Here is a 15,048-nt window from a genome sequence, read left to right on the forward strand (position 1 = left end):
ATGCAAGCATCAGTCATTGGTAATCTAACGCTCAAATATCATTCTAATTGTTGGTAATTTTATACTCAGGTACTTACCCCAATCACGAGTTGATCACTCTCTGGCTTAACAAATTAACCTGTGCTGCTAGTGTACTTAATATTTGCTTTAAATGCTTCCACTTCTAAAGGGGCATCAGCGTATCCGTATTTTGCCAAATCAGAGAAATGCTGAAAAACAACTTTTTCCAAACTTGACCTTTCAATTTGTAATACATGAACAAATTCGTGTGCCAATTTTGGCATATCAAGCTCATACCCGTTTCTAACGTATATTGAATAGCCAAAAACTTGGGCATTATTAATAATATTGTCACCAATAAAACCTAAGGATAACCCCATATTCTTTAAATCCTCATTGTCATAAGGATATGGGACTTTATCAACCTCAATAATCCTAATTTTTTCAGGAAATTGAATTCCTATTTCCCTGGCTAAATGAATTCAAATGGTTAAGTTTTTCCAGAAAAACGGTACAGTTCAGCACTTTTGGGCAATGGATCCACTACTCAATAAAAGGAAGTAATAATCTTTAATCGCTTCCTTGATAATACTCATGTTTCTTTTATAAATTATTTTATTAAACATTTACCCGCAACGAATACTCAGACTTCAGTTCAATAACTCATCACTGCATGCACCCTTTACTTTGAACAAAAGTCAACACTTTCATCTCACAATAATCAAGGTTATTTTGACAGCCTGATATAACTTGCAGTATCACAATTATCACCTGAATAATTATGAATTTTGACTTTCAAGCCAGATACAAAAGCTGTTAATGCTGAGGAGTAAGCTCTTTCATGCACTTCAGGAGTACCCGCTGCAGAAAGAGGAAAAATGATGGTTGAGTCTTTACAGCTACCAACACCACCACTCACCGATACAGTAAAACTATTCTCATTACTTCGTGTATTTGAAATACTGGTAATGATCCCATCGATAACAATGTAAGAACCTGTAGCGTTCGCATTAGATGCAAATAAGATAAAAGTTAAAGAACAAAGAATATTTTTCTTCATAAAAGTTAATTAGTTATAATTTTTAAGGCAGTATACCTCAATACTGTACAACATTAAACATCTTTCTAACATCAATGAGTTCACTATTACCATTAATGATATTCATGAAGCCTTGGCCATTGCCTATTTTACCTAAGATATTTAAATGACCGTCACGATTAACCGAGTCATCACTGAATTCAATCATCTAATATTTTATCTGCCGCTAGAAGCGCGATAGCCATAACTGGCGTATTAATATTCCCAGAAGGCGCTAAAGGAAAAACAGAGGCATCCACAACACGTAAATTATCTGTGCCAATAACAACAAAGTTGTTATCAATAACGGCAAAGGGATCATCGTGAGTCCCAACCTTAGCAGTCCCCACTGGATGATGCTTTGATTCAGTATTTTCACGCACAAAATCAACGATCTCTTGTTCGGTCGCCAAAGGACTGATGCTGATCGCTGAATAGATATTCTTTTGCACTAAATCACCAAAAAAGGGCAGCAAATAGTCTTTTACCCCTGTCACTAACATATCTAAATCTGCTTGTGTCGACAGCACCTTAGGATCAATTAAAGGGTAATCTTCAGGGTTAGCACTCGCCAAAAGCACTTCTCCAACACTCGTTGCCTTAAGCGGCACAACACTGCCATAACCGCCCGATATTTCAAACTGGTAAGTCGTCGCCTGTGTCTTTTCTGGGCCAAACAGGTTGAGGCTTGGCTGATTGAATAAAAAAGGACTACTCACACCTAAGTTTTCATGTTTCCAAAAAGTAGACACACCATAATGATCTCGAAGATTCTTACCTACTCCCTGCAATTCATTTCTAACAGTAATACCATGCGCTTCTAATTCATCCCTTGGGCCTATTCCACTCAGTAGCAAGATCTTAGGCGACTGATAGGCCCCCGCAGAAATAATCACACCTTTATTCGCTGTAAATTCTGTTTGAATATTGGTTCGCGTATTCAATGCGCTAACACCTACAGCACGTGAGGGGTCGTTGAGATCAAAATTAACCTTGTCGACTCGATGAAACGTTAATGACACCAGATTGATTTTGCTTTTGCTTTTGCCCAGCAATGGACGCACAAAGGCGCCATAAGAAGTACTGCGGATCCCCCCATTACTCCCTTCCTGACCTGTCCACACTGTTGGACATATTCCATTTTGTCGTCCTTGAGTACAATCCTTCCTATACGTAAAACCCAGTACCTTTTTGGCCGATTCTATATGGGACTGGGCGCCAACCTGTTCCCTAGCATAGGTCATCGTGTGCAGTGTATCTTTAAGTTGATTGATATATTGAGCAATTGAATGCCACGACCAATCAGGATCGCCTATTTCATCCGCGATATAATTAAAGTCATCACGATGACCTGTGACAAAGGCAGTTGCATTAATGGAATGTGAGCCCCCTAATGTTTTTCCTTGAGGAAGATTAAAGGTGACAGGACCGGTGCCATCAACGAACACTTGTTCCTGAGTGACAAAATGCCAATTCAGAAAGCCATAAGAAAATGGATTAAAAGCCACATTATAGTATTGTGTCATATCTTTAATGGCAGGTTCAGAGTCATCCCCCCCCGCCTCCAATAAGAGCACACTCTCTCCTCCTTTAGCCAATTTTGCAGCCACAATGCTGCCCGCCGATCCCGCGCCAACAACGATATAGTCATAACCATTTTGATGACTAGGATATTTCGTATAGGCAAACGCGCTACTCGTCACAGGAAAAATAAAAGTAAAAATAAAAGTAAAAATAAGCGTAAAAGTGATCGTAAGAATAAAAATAAACTTTTTCATTAATAATCCTTTATTATTGATATCGTTAACACACGAAGCGAAAACTGATAGAGCCCATTTTATTTCATGAAGATCAATACTGCACTGTCATCAAAACAAATAACCATGGGCGTTTTGGGTGTTACAGCAAAAGCTATCATCTTTTATTATTGAGCTTGGTAACCTGTCGATATTTTTTCTTCTGGGCTGCGGTGATCGTCATATTCAATACCTTGATATTCACCACTATGGCCGGTTATTACAATTTTACCGCTATTTAACCATTCAGTGACTTGTTCAACTTCGCCGAGTATTTGAGGGTAATAATCATCGACTGTTTCATTGTAATAATCAGGACAAACGACACTAAGGCCGTAGCCCATACCTAGGTTATCCATAAAGTCAAAACCATCACAATATAGCTGATAACACTGCTTAATATACTATTGAACATCATTAGGCCTATCCGTTATTTTTTGCAGTATATTGCGAATATACCATTCGTAATACTGAGCCATTGAAAAATAAGTAGACAGTATTTTCTTCGCTTCATAAAGAGCAACAGGTGTTTTGTAATTGATTGAGATGAGTGCTAGGTAATCATTGGGGTGTAATGTTTCTTCAAGCCTTGACTCGAAGTACACCCACTTCTCAAATTCTGATAATTCGATTTCATGAGCAACTAACTTAAAAAAGACTAACGCTACGGGATCCACTTCACTCTCTTATACGGCTAACAGCTCATGGAACAGCAACAGGATAACCTACCAGACTGCTTACACTTTTTAAAAACAAATAATTAAGCTAGAGTACATTGCTAACCAATTGCTGTAAATAGTTATTAATCCCCTACCTACAACAAAAGCCAATAAAAAACATGCCCCGTATGTACAAGGCCCACATATCACTTTTTAACGGCTATCTATGACGTAAATTTTTTTACTTAAAAAATTCTGGGTAGATATGATGGACGCTCCCAAATACGACGTCAATGTGCCAAACTGATGTTGAATTATACAGTTAAATTAGGAGCATCCACCATGGAAGTTCGACTAACAAACACATATTATTAATATCAAATAAACCAATGAACCAATGAACCAATGAACCAATGAACCAATGAACCAATGATCCAATGATCCAATGATCCAATGATCCAATGATCACACAAAAATGTGCTCCGCTTTCATTTGAAAGCAAACATTCGCTGGGTATTAAGGGGAGTTCTTAAAGGGCGAAGGCCATAATATAGGCCTCTTTGAGGATTAATAATGGCTGGCTATGATTATCGTCAGTGATAATGTTAAAAGCAGCTAAGATCATAATTTGATAGGCTCAGCGCATTGGCCTTTTAGAGCCAATGGTCGTTATATTCATGGAGAGTGTAATGATCCGAGAGAAAAAGGGAGAGCGGCTGTCACTATTAGTTGACCCGACAAAACGAACTCACTTAACTAATCACGTATTTTTCTTATTTAAGAGGAATAGGTGATTCCTTTTATCTCGGCACACTGAGTGTCTTATTTATTTTTATCTCAATTATTTTAGTTATTCACTCTCAGCGGCGAGTTACGCCTTACTGAGTAAGGACTTTCACCTACAATTTTTTACCGGTTTAACTTGGCGCTCGATCTACCCCCTACTTTCCACTAATTGACTTAACAATTAAGTTGACCTGTCTAACTATTCCGGGAGAATTTGTTATCGGGTAAACACCACTAGCTGAATGTCCAGCCACATATATAGCATCGACTGGCTTGCCCCCCTGATCAATCACATTTAGTGACTCCCTGCTTACGTTAATCCCCCCAAAGGGGTGTGGTGCAATCATACCCCGTGCTAACAAATTCTGTAACAAAGTTGACTGATACTTCCTGATATCTACTTCAATTCCGGTAGCATTAACGAAAAAATCCTGCTCAAAGTCATTTTCACCCGTAGAGGAATGAGATAGAGATATAGTAAAACGATTACAACTATTCAAATAACTGATGTCATCTATGCCGTATCCTGTAACTATTGTGCCATCATCTAAATATTGTATTAATCTGCGCGCATTTTCTTGCGGTAATGCTGTTCTATTAATTGACAAAATCTGTTGGTATTTACTTAACCATTCTATTTTGTCGATAGGCGGTATTTTATCCCAATAATGCTGGAATAAATGATCCATCAATGCCAATGCATTTAACCACGGCCTTGCCGTTTGTGATTTTTTCAGCTCACTGGTAAACCACGTTAAAGGATTATCTACTGTCGGCAATAATTTACCGGTATCAAACTCTTCGTTTTCCGCTGCTTTTATCTCAGCCAAGACCAATTGAAAAATATTATCTGACAAATTGACCCCATTTGAAATCAACGTATTCAGCCTATCAAATGTTATATATTTCAGTTGATAGTCACAAGATAGCCCTTGTACTCTGTGGTGAAAACCATTTCGTGATATCCACAGGATTTTCCCCTTATGCCCTGCCGTTTTTAGCGTTAATAATGCATCAATTCCACTAGGACCGGTACCAGCTATAACAACACTTGAATGTTTCGGTATCTTTTCAGCAAGATCTTTGTCTGGATAAGGTGAAGGTATGAAATGGCTTATGCCGTCAAATTCATCGAATGTAGTAGATTGTTGCGGGCCAAGACACAAGCAAATATAATCTGCATTTATCGTGTGATTCTTGCCGTACAATGCATAGTCAGAAAACGCTTCTCTACGCTCAATATCTAAAATCTCGTCCTGTATAAACTCTACCTTTACTCCTATCTCTTTTCCTTTTAAACAAAACAAATTGGCGACATCATTGAGATATTCAGAGTAAACACTACGAGGTATGTCCGCCCGCATTAACAAATCATCAGTCGTTTTTATAATATCGCCATATGCCTCTTCGTCTCTACTGGATAACCACTCAACAAAGTGATTTGGCGACCCAGCAACGATACCCATTTCATCAATTCGGTTATTTAAAATATTGCACGAATGGTGACTTGAATACGCCATTCCAGCACCAACTCTTTCTCTCTTTTCAACAATCTTAATATTGAAATGATGAATGTCTTTGTGTTCGCAAAAATATTTTATGAGGCTGATCAATAATATTATGGCGCTTGATCCACCACCAACTATACACATTGATTTCATTTTCATTAACCCAGATTATTGTGAATACATGTAATGCCATTATTTAAAGAATAAAAATATCTTCTTTAGATAATACATAAGATTTTTTTGTGCCTGAAATATACTCTCAGACTGATATTGTAAAAACGCGTACAGTTCGCTTGATTCTGATATATTTTCCCAATGCACTGAGGCTTTGCCAGACTTTTCTGAGAGTATTTTACAAAGCACCTCAATATGAACACTATCCTTGAATGACACTGCATTTTTATTCATATGGCAAGGGAAAACAATTTCTTTGGATGAAATTGACTGCACAAAATAATACAACACAGCATCTATCATTATAAAAACGAGTCTTTTTACCTTTTTGTCATGATCTGCACTGGAGATTATATTTTCATACAAAACCTTGTCTTGCATTGATAGTAATTTTATTTTGGCTTCGGGTATTTTTCCTTTGAAAAGAGAAACATTTTTATCGCTCCTAAGGATCCCATATTCATGGCTAATAAGTGGCGTCATACCATTTAGGAAACATGACAAATTCCATAAAATCGGCTCTATAATCGAGCATCTAACGCCGTGGATAGTGTATTTTTTGGGAATAAATAAAGCCCTCACTATTCCGGAATCAATAGTCTCAATCACAGGAGAATATAGTTTATCTTTGTTATTTTTTTCAATTTTTATAAGTTTACTGTTAATCAGGAAATGCAAACAAGCCGACCCAAATGTCACTCTTGTGTTACACTCCAAAAAATAATTAATATCGTTCTTCCTTATAAAATCAATACCAAAAAAACCTTGATATCGACAAAAATTCAACATTTTTTTTATGGTTGGCCTCATGGTTATTTCAATTTCTTTATGTCTGTCTAGCGTTGATGTAATAGCGGAAGTTCCTGAATAAACAACAAAGTCAAAAGAATCTTTGTAAGCGCATCCTGCTATAAAAAACTCTTCACCATTTTCTATATATTCCTGGGCAAAACTTGGGGCTACAATATCTCTCACATTAAATTCACTGCCAAGCCCTATTTCATAGGATTTGTACCCTCCTACAGAAAACGCATCCTTTATGATATATTTTTTGTTATCGATAAAATTATTGTCCGAAACAATATTTGGGGATACTGTGTTTTCTAACTCTACTTCATTTATAAATTTGCAGAATAATATTTTATTGCTCATTGTGTTGAAGTCCACAAATGAATCTGTCGATAATATTGATTTGCAATTTATACTATCAATACGTTCACAAATTGCTTTCGATTCCTCTCCTGTCGGCATCAATACATCAATATGATTTTCTTCAACAATACGATTTAGGCTTTCTATGTATTCACATCGTTCATAATCAGGAGAAAAACCTATTTGAAATCTCCTTATTTTAGGGGTTAATGACCTATAGTATTTACTGTCTATGATCGCTACCTCATGATCCTGCTTTTTGAGGCCATCAACTAAATAGGCTACCGCAGAGTGATCTGAAGATGTCAATAGAATATTTATAAGAAACCTATTTCAATTAAGTCTATTTCTGAATGTTTATTATAGACGCAATATCGGGCTCTGTCGCAAGGACAAGAGCCTGAATGTTTTTTAAGGCAGACTAACCAGATCGGTGAGCCCTAGCTTCTCAATTTCGATGCTTCGTTAAGTCAATTTGTGCATTTCGGCTGCGAAAGGGCTATCTGATATCTAGACACATTACCGGCTAAGCGTTTTCCTATGAAAACCCCTCTTTCTGAATCAGATGTTTATCATCCATAAAATAAAACCTTATTAAATAACCTGAATTCGGGATAAGCAGCGCCGCTTAATAGCACTATTTTTGCCCCTATCTGTGTTGCGCTCTCTACTAATAGCCCGCTATTAGATACGAAATCTCACCTTGATATCGACAAAAATTGCAGTATTAAACCAAATTTAAAAATAAAGGATAATCCAATTTCATTCAATTTTTTGATATTAAATGGGTTACCTAACATTTTTGACACTCATTATCCCGAGTTCAGGTTAAATAATTTAACACGAAATCTTATGCGTAATTCCTATCAAATAAAAATGTGAGTCTATGTGTATTTCAATTGGGGCTTGAAGATTTTGTTATTTATCTGATATCAAAACTTTTTACTATTGTATGTAAATGTGATTGTATGTCGAATTTTTCAAAAAACTTTATAAATTCAGTATTTAATTCTATATTAGTCATTTCTTTATATGTCACCTTGTTTAAATATAGGCATTCCATTTCTATGGGAGATAGGGTATACCGACAAGCCTTAATTGCATAAGGTAACCAAGCATAAATATATTGATTAATCGAGGTGAATAACTCTTCACATCCATTTTTGTTTAATATTATTTCATCATTAACAATATCAAAGTTGAATGTGTTACAGACTTTCAATACTTTGTATTTTACCTCGTTAATTTGATTGGCATCCAAATATCCGATAATAGAAGAGCTCAATTCATTTATGTTAACTCGATTACACTGGCTTATGTAAAGTGCTGTTTTTATTTTTTCCATATCAGAAAATAAATACATATTATTGAGTTGAAATCCTACCTCCATAGCTAAAAGATCAATATTCTTCTCTGAGAAAGGAAGTAATGACATTTTCTTTGTATCGACATAAACTGAGCTTGAATAGCTAAAGATTTGTTTTAATCGTTCAATAATAACGCCAAAAGATAGCGGATTATTTTTAGGCCAACTTCCTTCTTTTCGCACTGTAGAATGAAGATCAAAGTCTAATATTTTTGTGTATTGCACCTTTACAATAACCATGTTTTCGTAATCTGCTTTTATCAGGTATTTTAATAGGCCTAACTTCATTTTTATAGCATTTCCCGATACTGAAAAAGTACCTTCTGGATAAAGAAAAAAAGATAAATCGTGTTTTTTACATTCACAGATATACTCTTGTAACAGTAATTTATCTTGAGTATCCATTTTATCATTTCTTTTTATAAAACTAGAGGAGGCTTTATAAAAGATATTGAGCGGAAAGGTATTTAAATGAGAGGAGCTAAAAGATAAAATGTAAGATAAACTTGTTCTATGTCTTGAAAATAATTCTGAAATAACGAATGGATCACTATGAGATATATGATTTGAAACAAATATGGTTGCACTTTGCCTTTGATCCAATACATAAGTTGATTTTTTAGATTCATTAATATCTTTTAATGAGAATGTTTCAAATACTCTATATAATGTTTTTATTAAGAAAAAAACAAACATATTGCCAGATGGAATTATATCACTTACTTTATGAGTATGATGATGTGATAAACGATGGCGTATTTTTCTCATAGTTGATTGAAACTTACAATTTATATCCAGATCATAATGCTGATGCGATTTAATGCTACTTTTTGTATTACTAATATTATCAGTGCTCATAATACAACCTAATTTGATTTATTTATGTCAAACAAGAAATCTGGTGAGATAATGCAACCACTATCTGAAAATACAGTTGATTCATTATTAGCAGTATTAACGCCAATATTTCTTACCAAGTTGAGTGAGAAACTGCTTTTAAATTTAGCTCTAAAAAAGATGCTTGAATAAAATTTATCTTTATATTGATGATAACAGTTGACTAAATTTTTACAGTTAAAATTATTATCAATGAGCATCACTTCAAATTGATCATTATCATACGATTGTTTAGCATAGCCATACAATATATTAAGGAATAAGTCACTATTGTTGTAATCAGGAATGATAATACTAAATTTAGCGGTCATAATGACTTTCCTCAAATATTATCCATGTACTGTAAACGTTAAAATATTAAAAGTGATTAAAGCTATAGGTTAATAGTTGTTTTACATAAAATCATGAGGCGTAAGTATGAAATTTCACCTAGCTGTACAGGTATAATTTATGCCCAACCTAGTCCTTTTGCACTAGTTCGTTTAAGGCTAGGTTTCTTTGGCTTCCTTAAAGTCAAAACAGACTTGACTCATTGGGAGCGTCCATATATGTCTTAGTTGTTTGTTTAGCCAGCCAGCACCAACATGGTAATATCACTTTCTGCCTACATGCCGCTTAGCTTAGAGAGCATCTTATTTTCAATCTATTACCAACAGGTAATCATAGGCGTCTTGATTATTTTTGGGCTTTGTAACCTGTAGGGACTTTTTCTTCTGGGCTACGGTTATCGTCATATTCAATACCTTGATATTGACCGCTATGACCCGTTATTACACTTTTACCACTATCCAACCATTCAGCCACTTTTTCAACTTCATCTAGTATTTGAGGGGAATAATCCTCTACTGTTTCATTGTAATAATCAGGGCAAACTATACCAAGGCCATATCCCATACCTAGGTTATCCATGAAGTCAAAACCATCACAATATAGCTGATAACGCTACTTAATATACAGTTGAACATCATTTGGCTTTTCAATTATTTTTTGCAGTATATTGCGAATTTTCCATTCATAATATTTACCTATTGAAAAATAATTGGAAAGCACTTTCTCTGCCTCATAAAGAGCCCCAGGTGTTGTATAACTGATAGTAATGAGTGCGAGATAATCATCAGGGTGTAATGTTTCTTCAAGCGTTGACTCACAGTACACCCACCTCTCAAATACTGATAATTCAATTTCATGAGCAACTAACTTAAAAAAGACTAACGCTACAGGATCCACAGCACTCTCTTATTCGACTAACAGTTTATTCAACAGCAGCAGGATAATCTTCCAGTCTGCCAATTTTTAAAACAGTTTTTTAAAACAAATAATTAAGCTGGAGTACACAGCTAACCCATTGTTGATCAGTGTGAATTCTAATCAGCCAACAAAACACCCTCAAATGTTACTCATGTAAACAAATTATTTATAACTAATAAAAAACGGAAAAACAAGCGTAAATCCATGATCTTTCTCACAGTGATTGAATGACTCTATTACCTTTTTTTAGCCTTTTTAGCCTTGAACAAAATACAGGTAGCTATTTCAGAGTTGATTAATAAATCACAGACCGTTCGAAGAAATCCACTGGCTTTCTCTTTGCTTTTGATTTTTTTCTTTTGTTCTTAACACCCCGTGTAGATGCACCTGCTAGTTTCGGTTTCAAGGATGAAACCGTAAAGCGGCCATGGATGGCTTCACAGCATCTCGCAGGGGCATCTGCACAAAAGCCTGCGGCAGCAATTGAATCAAATATAGCTAGACGCTATTCTAGGCTCTCCCACTGTGAGTGTGAAACTCACGACCTTAGCCTCACCGCAGGTGAAAAGAAAAAATTCGTGCCCTGTTCACACTAAACAGCCCCTTACTCTCCGCGTTTTTTCTGAGAAAATGACTCAAGTTTCAAGCCCACTTTGGCAAAGTCCAGCCAACGCTTAAGCCCTTTACCGTACATAGCAGACATTAACTTATCAAATAACTGGTATTTCTGCCGCGTATAGGGATACCAATTGGCCTCGATATTGTTACTCTGTTTGTCGATAATAATGGCTTTTGAGTAGGTCATGCCCAACAAGCCCTCAGCCCCTTTAACGCGGCCAAAACCACTTTGCTTAATGCCGCCAAAAGGCAAATTAGGGTTACCTTCGGAGAGCATGACATTATTGATTGACACCGCCCCCACCTCCAGCTGAGCCGCTATGCGCTGAGCCCTAGTGACATCACGGCTCCACACACTGGCACTTAAACCAAATTCACTGCGATTACAACGCTCAACAAGTTCATCCTCATCATCAAAGCGATGCAAGGTCATCACAGGACCAAAGGTTTCACTGTGCATCACACTCATTTCGTCACTTGCATCTTCAATGAGTGTGGGAGGATAAAATGCTTGCTCAGCTTCTGTGAGAGTTTCAGTAATCGTCCCGTTGTCAGCCTTTGATGCGACAAAAGCCTTTGCACCTGAAGCGCGTGCATCATTGACTTGATTATCGATGATCTGCCGCTGAAAATCCGCCGTAATGGCCCCCAAGTCCGCATCGCCTTGATCGCCATTATTTTGGATCAATGTCGCCAATTGGGCTTTGAGCTTGTCAACAAAAGTGCTATAAATCGACCCATGAATATACACAGCTTCAACGGACGTGCAAGACTGGCCCGCATTAGTGAGCCCGCCCCACAAACAACCTGCTACTGTGCGATTAAGATCCACATCATCAAACACTATCATGGCATCTTTGCCGCCTAATTCTAATTCAACGGGGATCAATAATGGCGCCGCTTGAGCCAATATTTTTTTACCCGTATTCGCGCTGCCCGTAAACATGATTTTATTGGGCTTCATGGCTATCATGCGCTGGGCCGTATCGCCACTGCCATAGAAAATTTGCACGCAATCATGAAATAAAGGCGCAGCTAACATCAGATCTTCAATTAATCCGCTTAATGGGGTCACTTCTGAAGGTTTTAACAGCACAGCATTACCCGCCATTAGCGCGGCTAACACTGTGGTAAAACTAATATGAAACGGGTAGTTCCAAGGGGAAATGACCGCCACCACACCGACAGGACAATGGCTTATCTGGGATTTTTTGCCCATCAAACTAATAGGGGTTGCTACTTTCTCATTGGCGAGCACCTTATGTGCATGGCCACAAAGCCAATCAGCATAATCAATCACCCCCATAATTTCAGCAAGTTGTGCATCGGTGCGGCATTTTCCCGTCTCTGCTGTGACTTGATTAATAATGGTTTCTCGTTTTGAAAACAAGCGCTGACGTATGGCTTTAATGCCTTCAATACGCTGCTGCACGCTACTCTTTGCTAAGCGTTTTTGGGCTAATCGAGCCGCGCTCACTTGCTGCTCTAACTGAGCTTGGGCAATCTCAACGGTCTTACTCTTTGTCAATGTGTCTATTTTGTTCATCTCTATCGTGCTATTTGGGGCTTTATTTTGGGCCATCGTGGCATTCATAACCAATCCCTTTTATCGATTGGGAGCCTGATTGGCTCGCCGTTTTATTCATCTGATCTGCGTTCATTCATACACATTCATACACATAGGCTAAACATGGGTAGCATCAGCTTATGGTTTATCGGCATCAAGGGGCTGACACACTAATTGATAACCCATTTGTTGATGCACATTCGGTGTTTGACTTAATCCATTATTTAAGCCTGAGTAATAAAGGCTAAACACGACGCCTCGAAGGCCTAAATCCAGTAAACGCCACTGGGCTTTCCACCCATCACGCCCACGCGCAAGCACGCCAATCGGCGCCTTCATAACACAGGCAGGGAAAATAGGGGCCGATGACACTTTGCTGGCATAATGCAATATTCCCCTTAGCCAGCCTATAGGTAACACACTAAAAACACGTAAAATGAATAATAAGTCTGCTCTGTCTTTTGCAGCGGTCGCGATTAAAATTTCATCCACATGGTTAATGCAGTCGGTATCTGAAAACCGTGGCATCTGTGCTGTCCCCGGTAATAACACATCCCCTAATCGCATTAACCCTTGATATGCTCTTGGTGTTAAATATTTTGAATAGATCATTTTAAACCTTCACTCATATTCACGTTTAAATGCACTCATCCTTGCTGAGACTGACTCGTTTAGATTCAAATTTTTTCATGGCTTGAGTTTCTTTTTGTCGCTTTTTCGGCACGTTAAGCGACTGATAACCTTCTTTACCTAAGTATTGTTTTAATAAACCTTCACTGGCTTTATGGGCCATGGCCATAATCGTCAAACTGGGATTAATGCCAGGGGCATTGGGGAAAATAGCAGAATCGGCAATACTGAGTCTGTGGTACCCCCAAACACCAAACTCGCTATTGACCACACTGGTCTCTTGACTGTCTCCCATGGCGCATCCTCCCATTAAATGCAAACCAAAGGAGAAAGGTGACTTCAACACAGATTTCGCCTTGAGGGCATCAAAAATGCCATCCACCGCAGTTAACCCTGCTTGAATACGTTGCAGATCTTCTTGCTGCAAGCGTTTATCAATCACTAATTGCCCTTTGTTATTCAACAAAATCTGCCCTGCTGTGGCGTCTCTCACCGCCACTTCTATGCAGGCCATTTTGCGATAGTCTTGCATAAAATCTTGATGATCACGGCCAAAACCAGGTTTGAGCATGCCAATGGCTATCGGGCCTGCAAAGACGTTTTCTAATTTAAAACCTTGCCGTCTAAAATTGGGATCATCAGATTTAACACTTTGAAATGTGCCTTTATGGGCATCAATAATGTCATCAAACACACCAATATTCATACGCTGAGGATGACAAGTAAACCCTTGACCTAAAGCCGGTAATGACGATAAAAAACCAGATTTTAATAACAGCTCAGTCGTGCCAATGGCCCCCGCGGCTAAAATGCAATGACGCGCACGCACGCTTTGAGCTTGACCTTGTTGATGGCCATAAATAGACACAAAATGTTGACCGTGGATCACTTGAGCCACATGAAAATCAGTCAATATTTGCAGCCCTTGTACTTTGGCTTTTTGCAAAAAGGTCACTGGCATACTTTGCTTAGCATCCCGTACACAACCGCCTAAACATTGCATGCAGTCATTAGCTTGACCGGTTTGATGATTGTGCCCACATTGAGATTGCCCTCGCCTAAGTGGCGCCCATTTCATGCCACATTGATCTAACCCTTGCATAAAAAGCTGTGCATTGGGTTGATGCTCATCTTGAGTGAAATGATGCAAAGCAAGGTGTGACTCTACTTCATCGTAATGCAGCTCCAGTGCGGTTAAATCATGCCAATTGATCTTAGATTGTGACCGCCAGTCATTTAATGCCAAGGCATCAAACCTGTCTAACAAACATTGGTTCACGACACTGCCACCGCCAAGGACTTTTCCCCTGAGAAAAAGCAATTGAGCATCTTTTGACATATCCATGCCGCCATTCCACATTAATTGACTGTTGGCATGTAGCTCATTACTAGGGTAAGTCTGTTTATTAAACGCTTTTCCGGCTTCAATCATCACACAACGAGCACCCGCCTTTGTTAAATAATGGGCTAACACACTGCCCGATGGCCCCGATCCAACAATGGCAAAGTCATAGGTCAAATCACAAGTTAAATCATAATTAAAATCAAAGCTTTCCTGCATCGACTGCT

Annotated in this window: 15 protein-coding genes; all 15 read right to left on the minus strand. The window is 37.9% G+C overall.

Annotated features, from left to right (window positions below; all coding sequences use genetic code 11):
* Nucleotides 1-113 precede the first annotated feature (113 nt).
* Complete coding sequence (locus Q0976_RS17270; RefSeq protein ID WP_299495117.1) at nt 114-380, minus strand: hypothetical protein; 267 nt, start codon at nt 378-380, stop codon at nt 114-116.
* Nucleotides 381-727: 347 nt separating this feature from the next.
* Nucleotides 728-1,060 (minus strand): DUF5992 family protein, encoded by a 333-nt coding sequence (locus tag Q0976_RS17275; protein ID WP_299495118.1) that lies wholly within the window; start codon nt 1,058-1,060, stop codon nt 728-730.
* 37 nt (nt 1,061-1,097) lie between these two features.
* Nucleotides 1,098-1,247 carry a hypothetical protein gene (locus tag Q0976_RS17280; RefSeq protein WP_299495119.1) on the minus strand — a complete coding sequence of 50 codons (150 nt, stop codon included), beginning with the start codon at nt 1,245-1,247 and terminating at the stop codon, nt 1,098-1,100.
* Nucleotides 1,240-2,856, minus strand: a complete 1,617-nt coding sequence (locus Q0976_RS17285; RefSeq protein WP_299495120.1) for a GMC family oxidoreductase N-terminal domain-containing protein — start codon at nt 2,854-2,856, stop codon at nt 1,240-1,242. Before Q0976_RS17285 ends, Q0976_RS17280 begins: the two co-directional genes overlap by 8 nt.
* Nucleotides 2,857-3,002: 146 nt before the next feature.
* Complete coding sequence (locus Q0976_RS17290; protein WP_299495121.1) at nt 3,003-3,233, minus strand: hypothetical protein; 231 nt, start codon at nt 3,231-3,233, stop codon at nt 3,003-3,005.
* A gap of 45 nt (nt 3,234-3,278) precedes the next feature.
* A complete protein-coding gene (locus Q0976_RS17295) occupies nt 3,279-3,551 on the minus strand; it encodes a hypothetical protein (RefSeq protein WP_299495122.1) in 273 nt (90 codons plus the stop codon).
* Between the two features lie 923 nt (nt 3,552-4,474).
* Nucleotides 4,475-5,980, minus strand: a complete 1,506-nt coding sequence (locus tag Q0976_RS17300) for an FAD/NAD(P)-binding protein (protein ID WP_299495123.1) — start codon at nt 5,978-5,980, stop codon at nt 4,475-4,477.
* A 39-nt stretch (nt 5,981-6,019) separates the two neighbouring features.
* Nucleotides 6,020-7,462, minus strand: coding sequence for an ATP-grasp domain-containing protein (locus tag Q0976_RS17305; RefSeq protein WP_299495124.1), 1,443 nt, complete (start codon nt 7,460-7,462; stop codon nt 6,020-6,022).
* A 613-nt stretch (nt 7,463-8,075) separates the two neighbouring features.
* Nucleotides 8,076-9,377, minus strand: a complete 1,302-nt coding sequence (locus tag Q0976_RS17310; RefSeq protein ID WP_299495125.1) for a 1-acyl-sn-glycerol-3-phosphate acyltransferase — start codon at nt 9,375-9,377, stop codon at nt 8,076-8,078.
* An 8-nt stretch (nt 9,378-9,385) separates the two neighbouring features.
* Complete coding sequence (locus Q0976_RS17315) at nt 9,386-9,727, minus strand: glycosyltransferase family A protein (RefSeq protein ID WP_299495126.1); 342 nt, start codon at nt 9,725-9,727, stop codon at nt 9,386-9,388.
* Nucleotides 9,728-10,091: 364 nt separating this feature from the next.
* Nucleotides 10,092-10,325, minus strand: coding sequence for a hypothetical protein (locus Q0976_RS17320; protein ID WP_299495127.1), 234 nt, complete (start codon nt 10,323-10,325; stop codon nt 10,092-10,094).
* 33 nt (nt 10,326-10,358) lie between these two features.
* Complete coding sequence (locus tag Q0976_RS17325) at nt 10,359-10,643, minus strand: hypothetical protein (RefSeq protein WP_299495128.1); 285 nt, start codon at nt 10,641-10,643, stop codon at nt 10,359-10,361.
* 625 nt (nt 10,644-11,268) lie between these two features.
* A complete protein-coding gene (locus tag Q0976_RS17330; RefSeq protein WP_299495129.1) occupies nt 11,269-12,876 on the minus strand; it encodes an aldehyde dehydrogenase family protein in 1,608 nt (535 codons plus the stop codon).
* 111 nt (nt 12,877-12,987) lie between these two features.
* Nucleotides 12,988-13,461, minus strand: coding sequence for a hypothetical protein (locus Q0976_RS17335; RefSeq protein WP_299495130.1), 474 nt, complete (start codon nt 13,459-13,461; stop codon nt 12,988-12,990).
* Nucleotides 13,462-13,486: 25 nt separating this feature from the next.
* Nucleotides 13,487-15,040 (minus strand): GMC family oxidoreductase, encoded by a 1,554-nt coding sequence (locus tag Q0976_RS17340; protein ID WP_299495131.1) that lies wholly within the window; start codon nt 15,038-15,040, stop codon nt 13,487-13,489.
* Between the last annotated feature and the right edge of the window lie 8 nt (nt 15,041-15,048).

Origin of the sequence: uncultured Shewanella sp. (genome assembly GCF_947501665.1) — a bacterium.
Classification (GTDB): Bacteria; Pseudomonadota; Gammaproteobacteria; order Enterobacterales; family Shewanellaceae; genus Shewanella.

What these genes read in the sequence shown, in the direction of transcription:
- Q0976_RS17270 (WP_299495117.1), bottom strand. Translation starts at nt 380, where the DNA reads ATGGGGTTATCCTTAGGTTTTATTGGTGACAATATTATTAATAATGCC.
- Q0976_RS17275 (WP_299495118.1), bottom strand. Translation starts at nt 1,060, where the DNA reads ATGAAGAAAAATATTCTTTGTTCTTTAACTTTTATCTTATTTGCATCT.
- Q0976_RS17280 (WP_299495119.1), bottom strand. Translation starts at nt 1,247, where the DNA reads ATGATTGAATTCAGTGATGACTCGGTTAATCGTGACGGTCATTTAAAT.
- Q0976_RS17285 (WP_299495120.1), bottom strand. Translation starts at nt 2,856, where the DNA reads ATGAAAAAGTTTATTTTTATTCTTACGATCACTTTTACGCTTATTTTT.
- Q0976_RS17290 (WP_299495121.1), bottom strand. Translation starts at nt 3,233, where the DNA reads ATGGATAACCTAGGTATGGGCTACGGCCTTAGTGTCGTTTGTCCTGAT.
- Q0976_RS17300 (WP_299495123.1), bottom strand. Translation starts at nt 5,980, where the DNA reads ATGAAATCAATGTGTATAGTTGGTGGTGGATCAAGCGCCATAATATTA.
- Q0976_RS17310 (WP_299495125.1), bottom strand. Translation starts at nt 9,377, where the DNA reads ATGAGCACTGATAATATTAGTAATACAAAAAGTAGCATTAAATCGCAT.
- Q0976_RS17315 (WP_299495126.1), bottom strand. Translation starts at nt 9,727, where the DNA reads ATGACCGCTAAATTTAGTATTATCATTCCTGATTACAACAATAGTGAC.
- Q0976_RS17320 (WP_299495127.1), bottom strand. Translation starts at nt 10,325, where the DNA reads ATGGATAACCTAGGTATGGGATATGGCCTTGGTATAGTTTGCCCTGAT.
- Q0976_RS17330 (WP_299495129.1), bottom strand. Translation starts at nt 12,876, where the DNA reads ATGAATGCCACGATGGCCCAAAATAAAGCCCCAAATAGCACGATAGAG.
- Q0976_RS17335 (WP_299495130.1), bottom strand. Translation starts at nt 13,461, where the DNA reads ATGATCTATTCAAAATATTTAACACCAAGAGCATATCAAGGGTTAATG.
- Q0976_RS17340 (WP_299495131.1), bottom strand. Translation starts at nt 15,040, where the DNA reads ATGCAGGAAAGCTTTGATTTTAATTATGATTTAACTTGTGATTTGACC.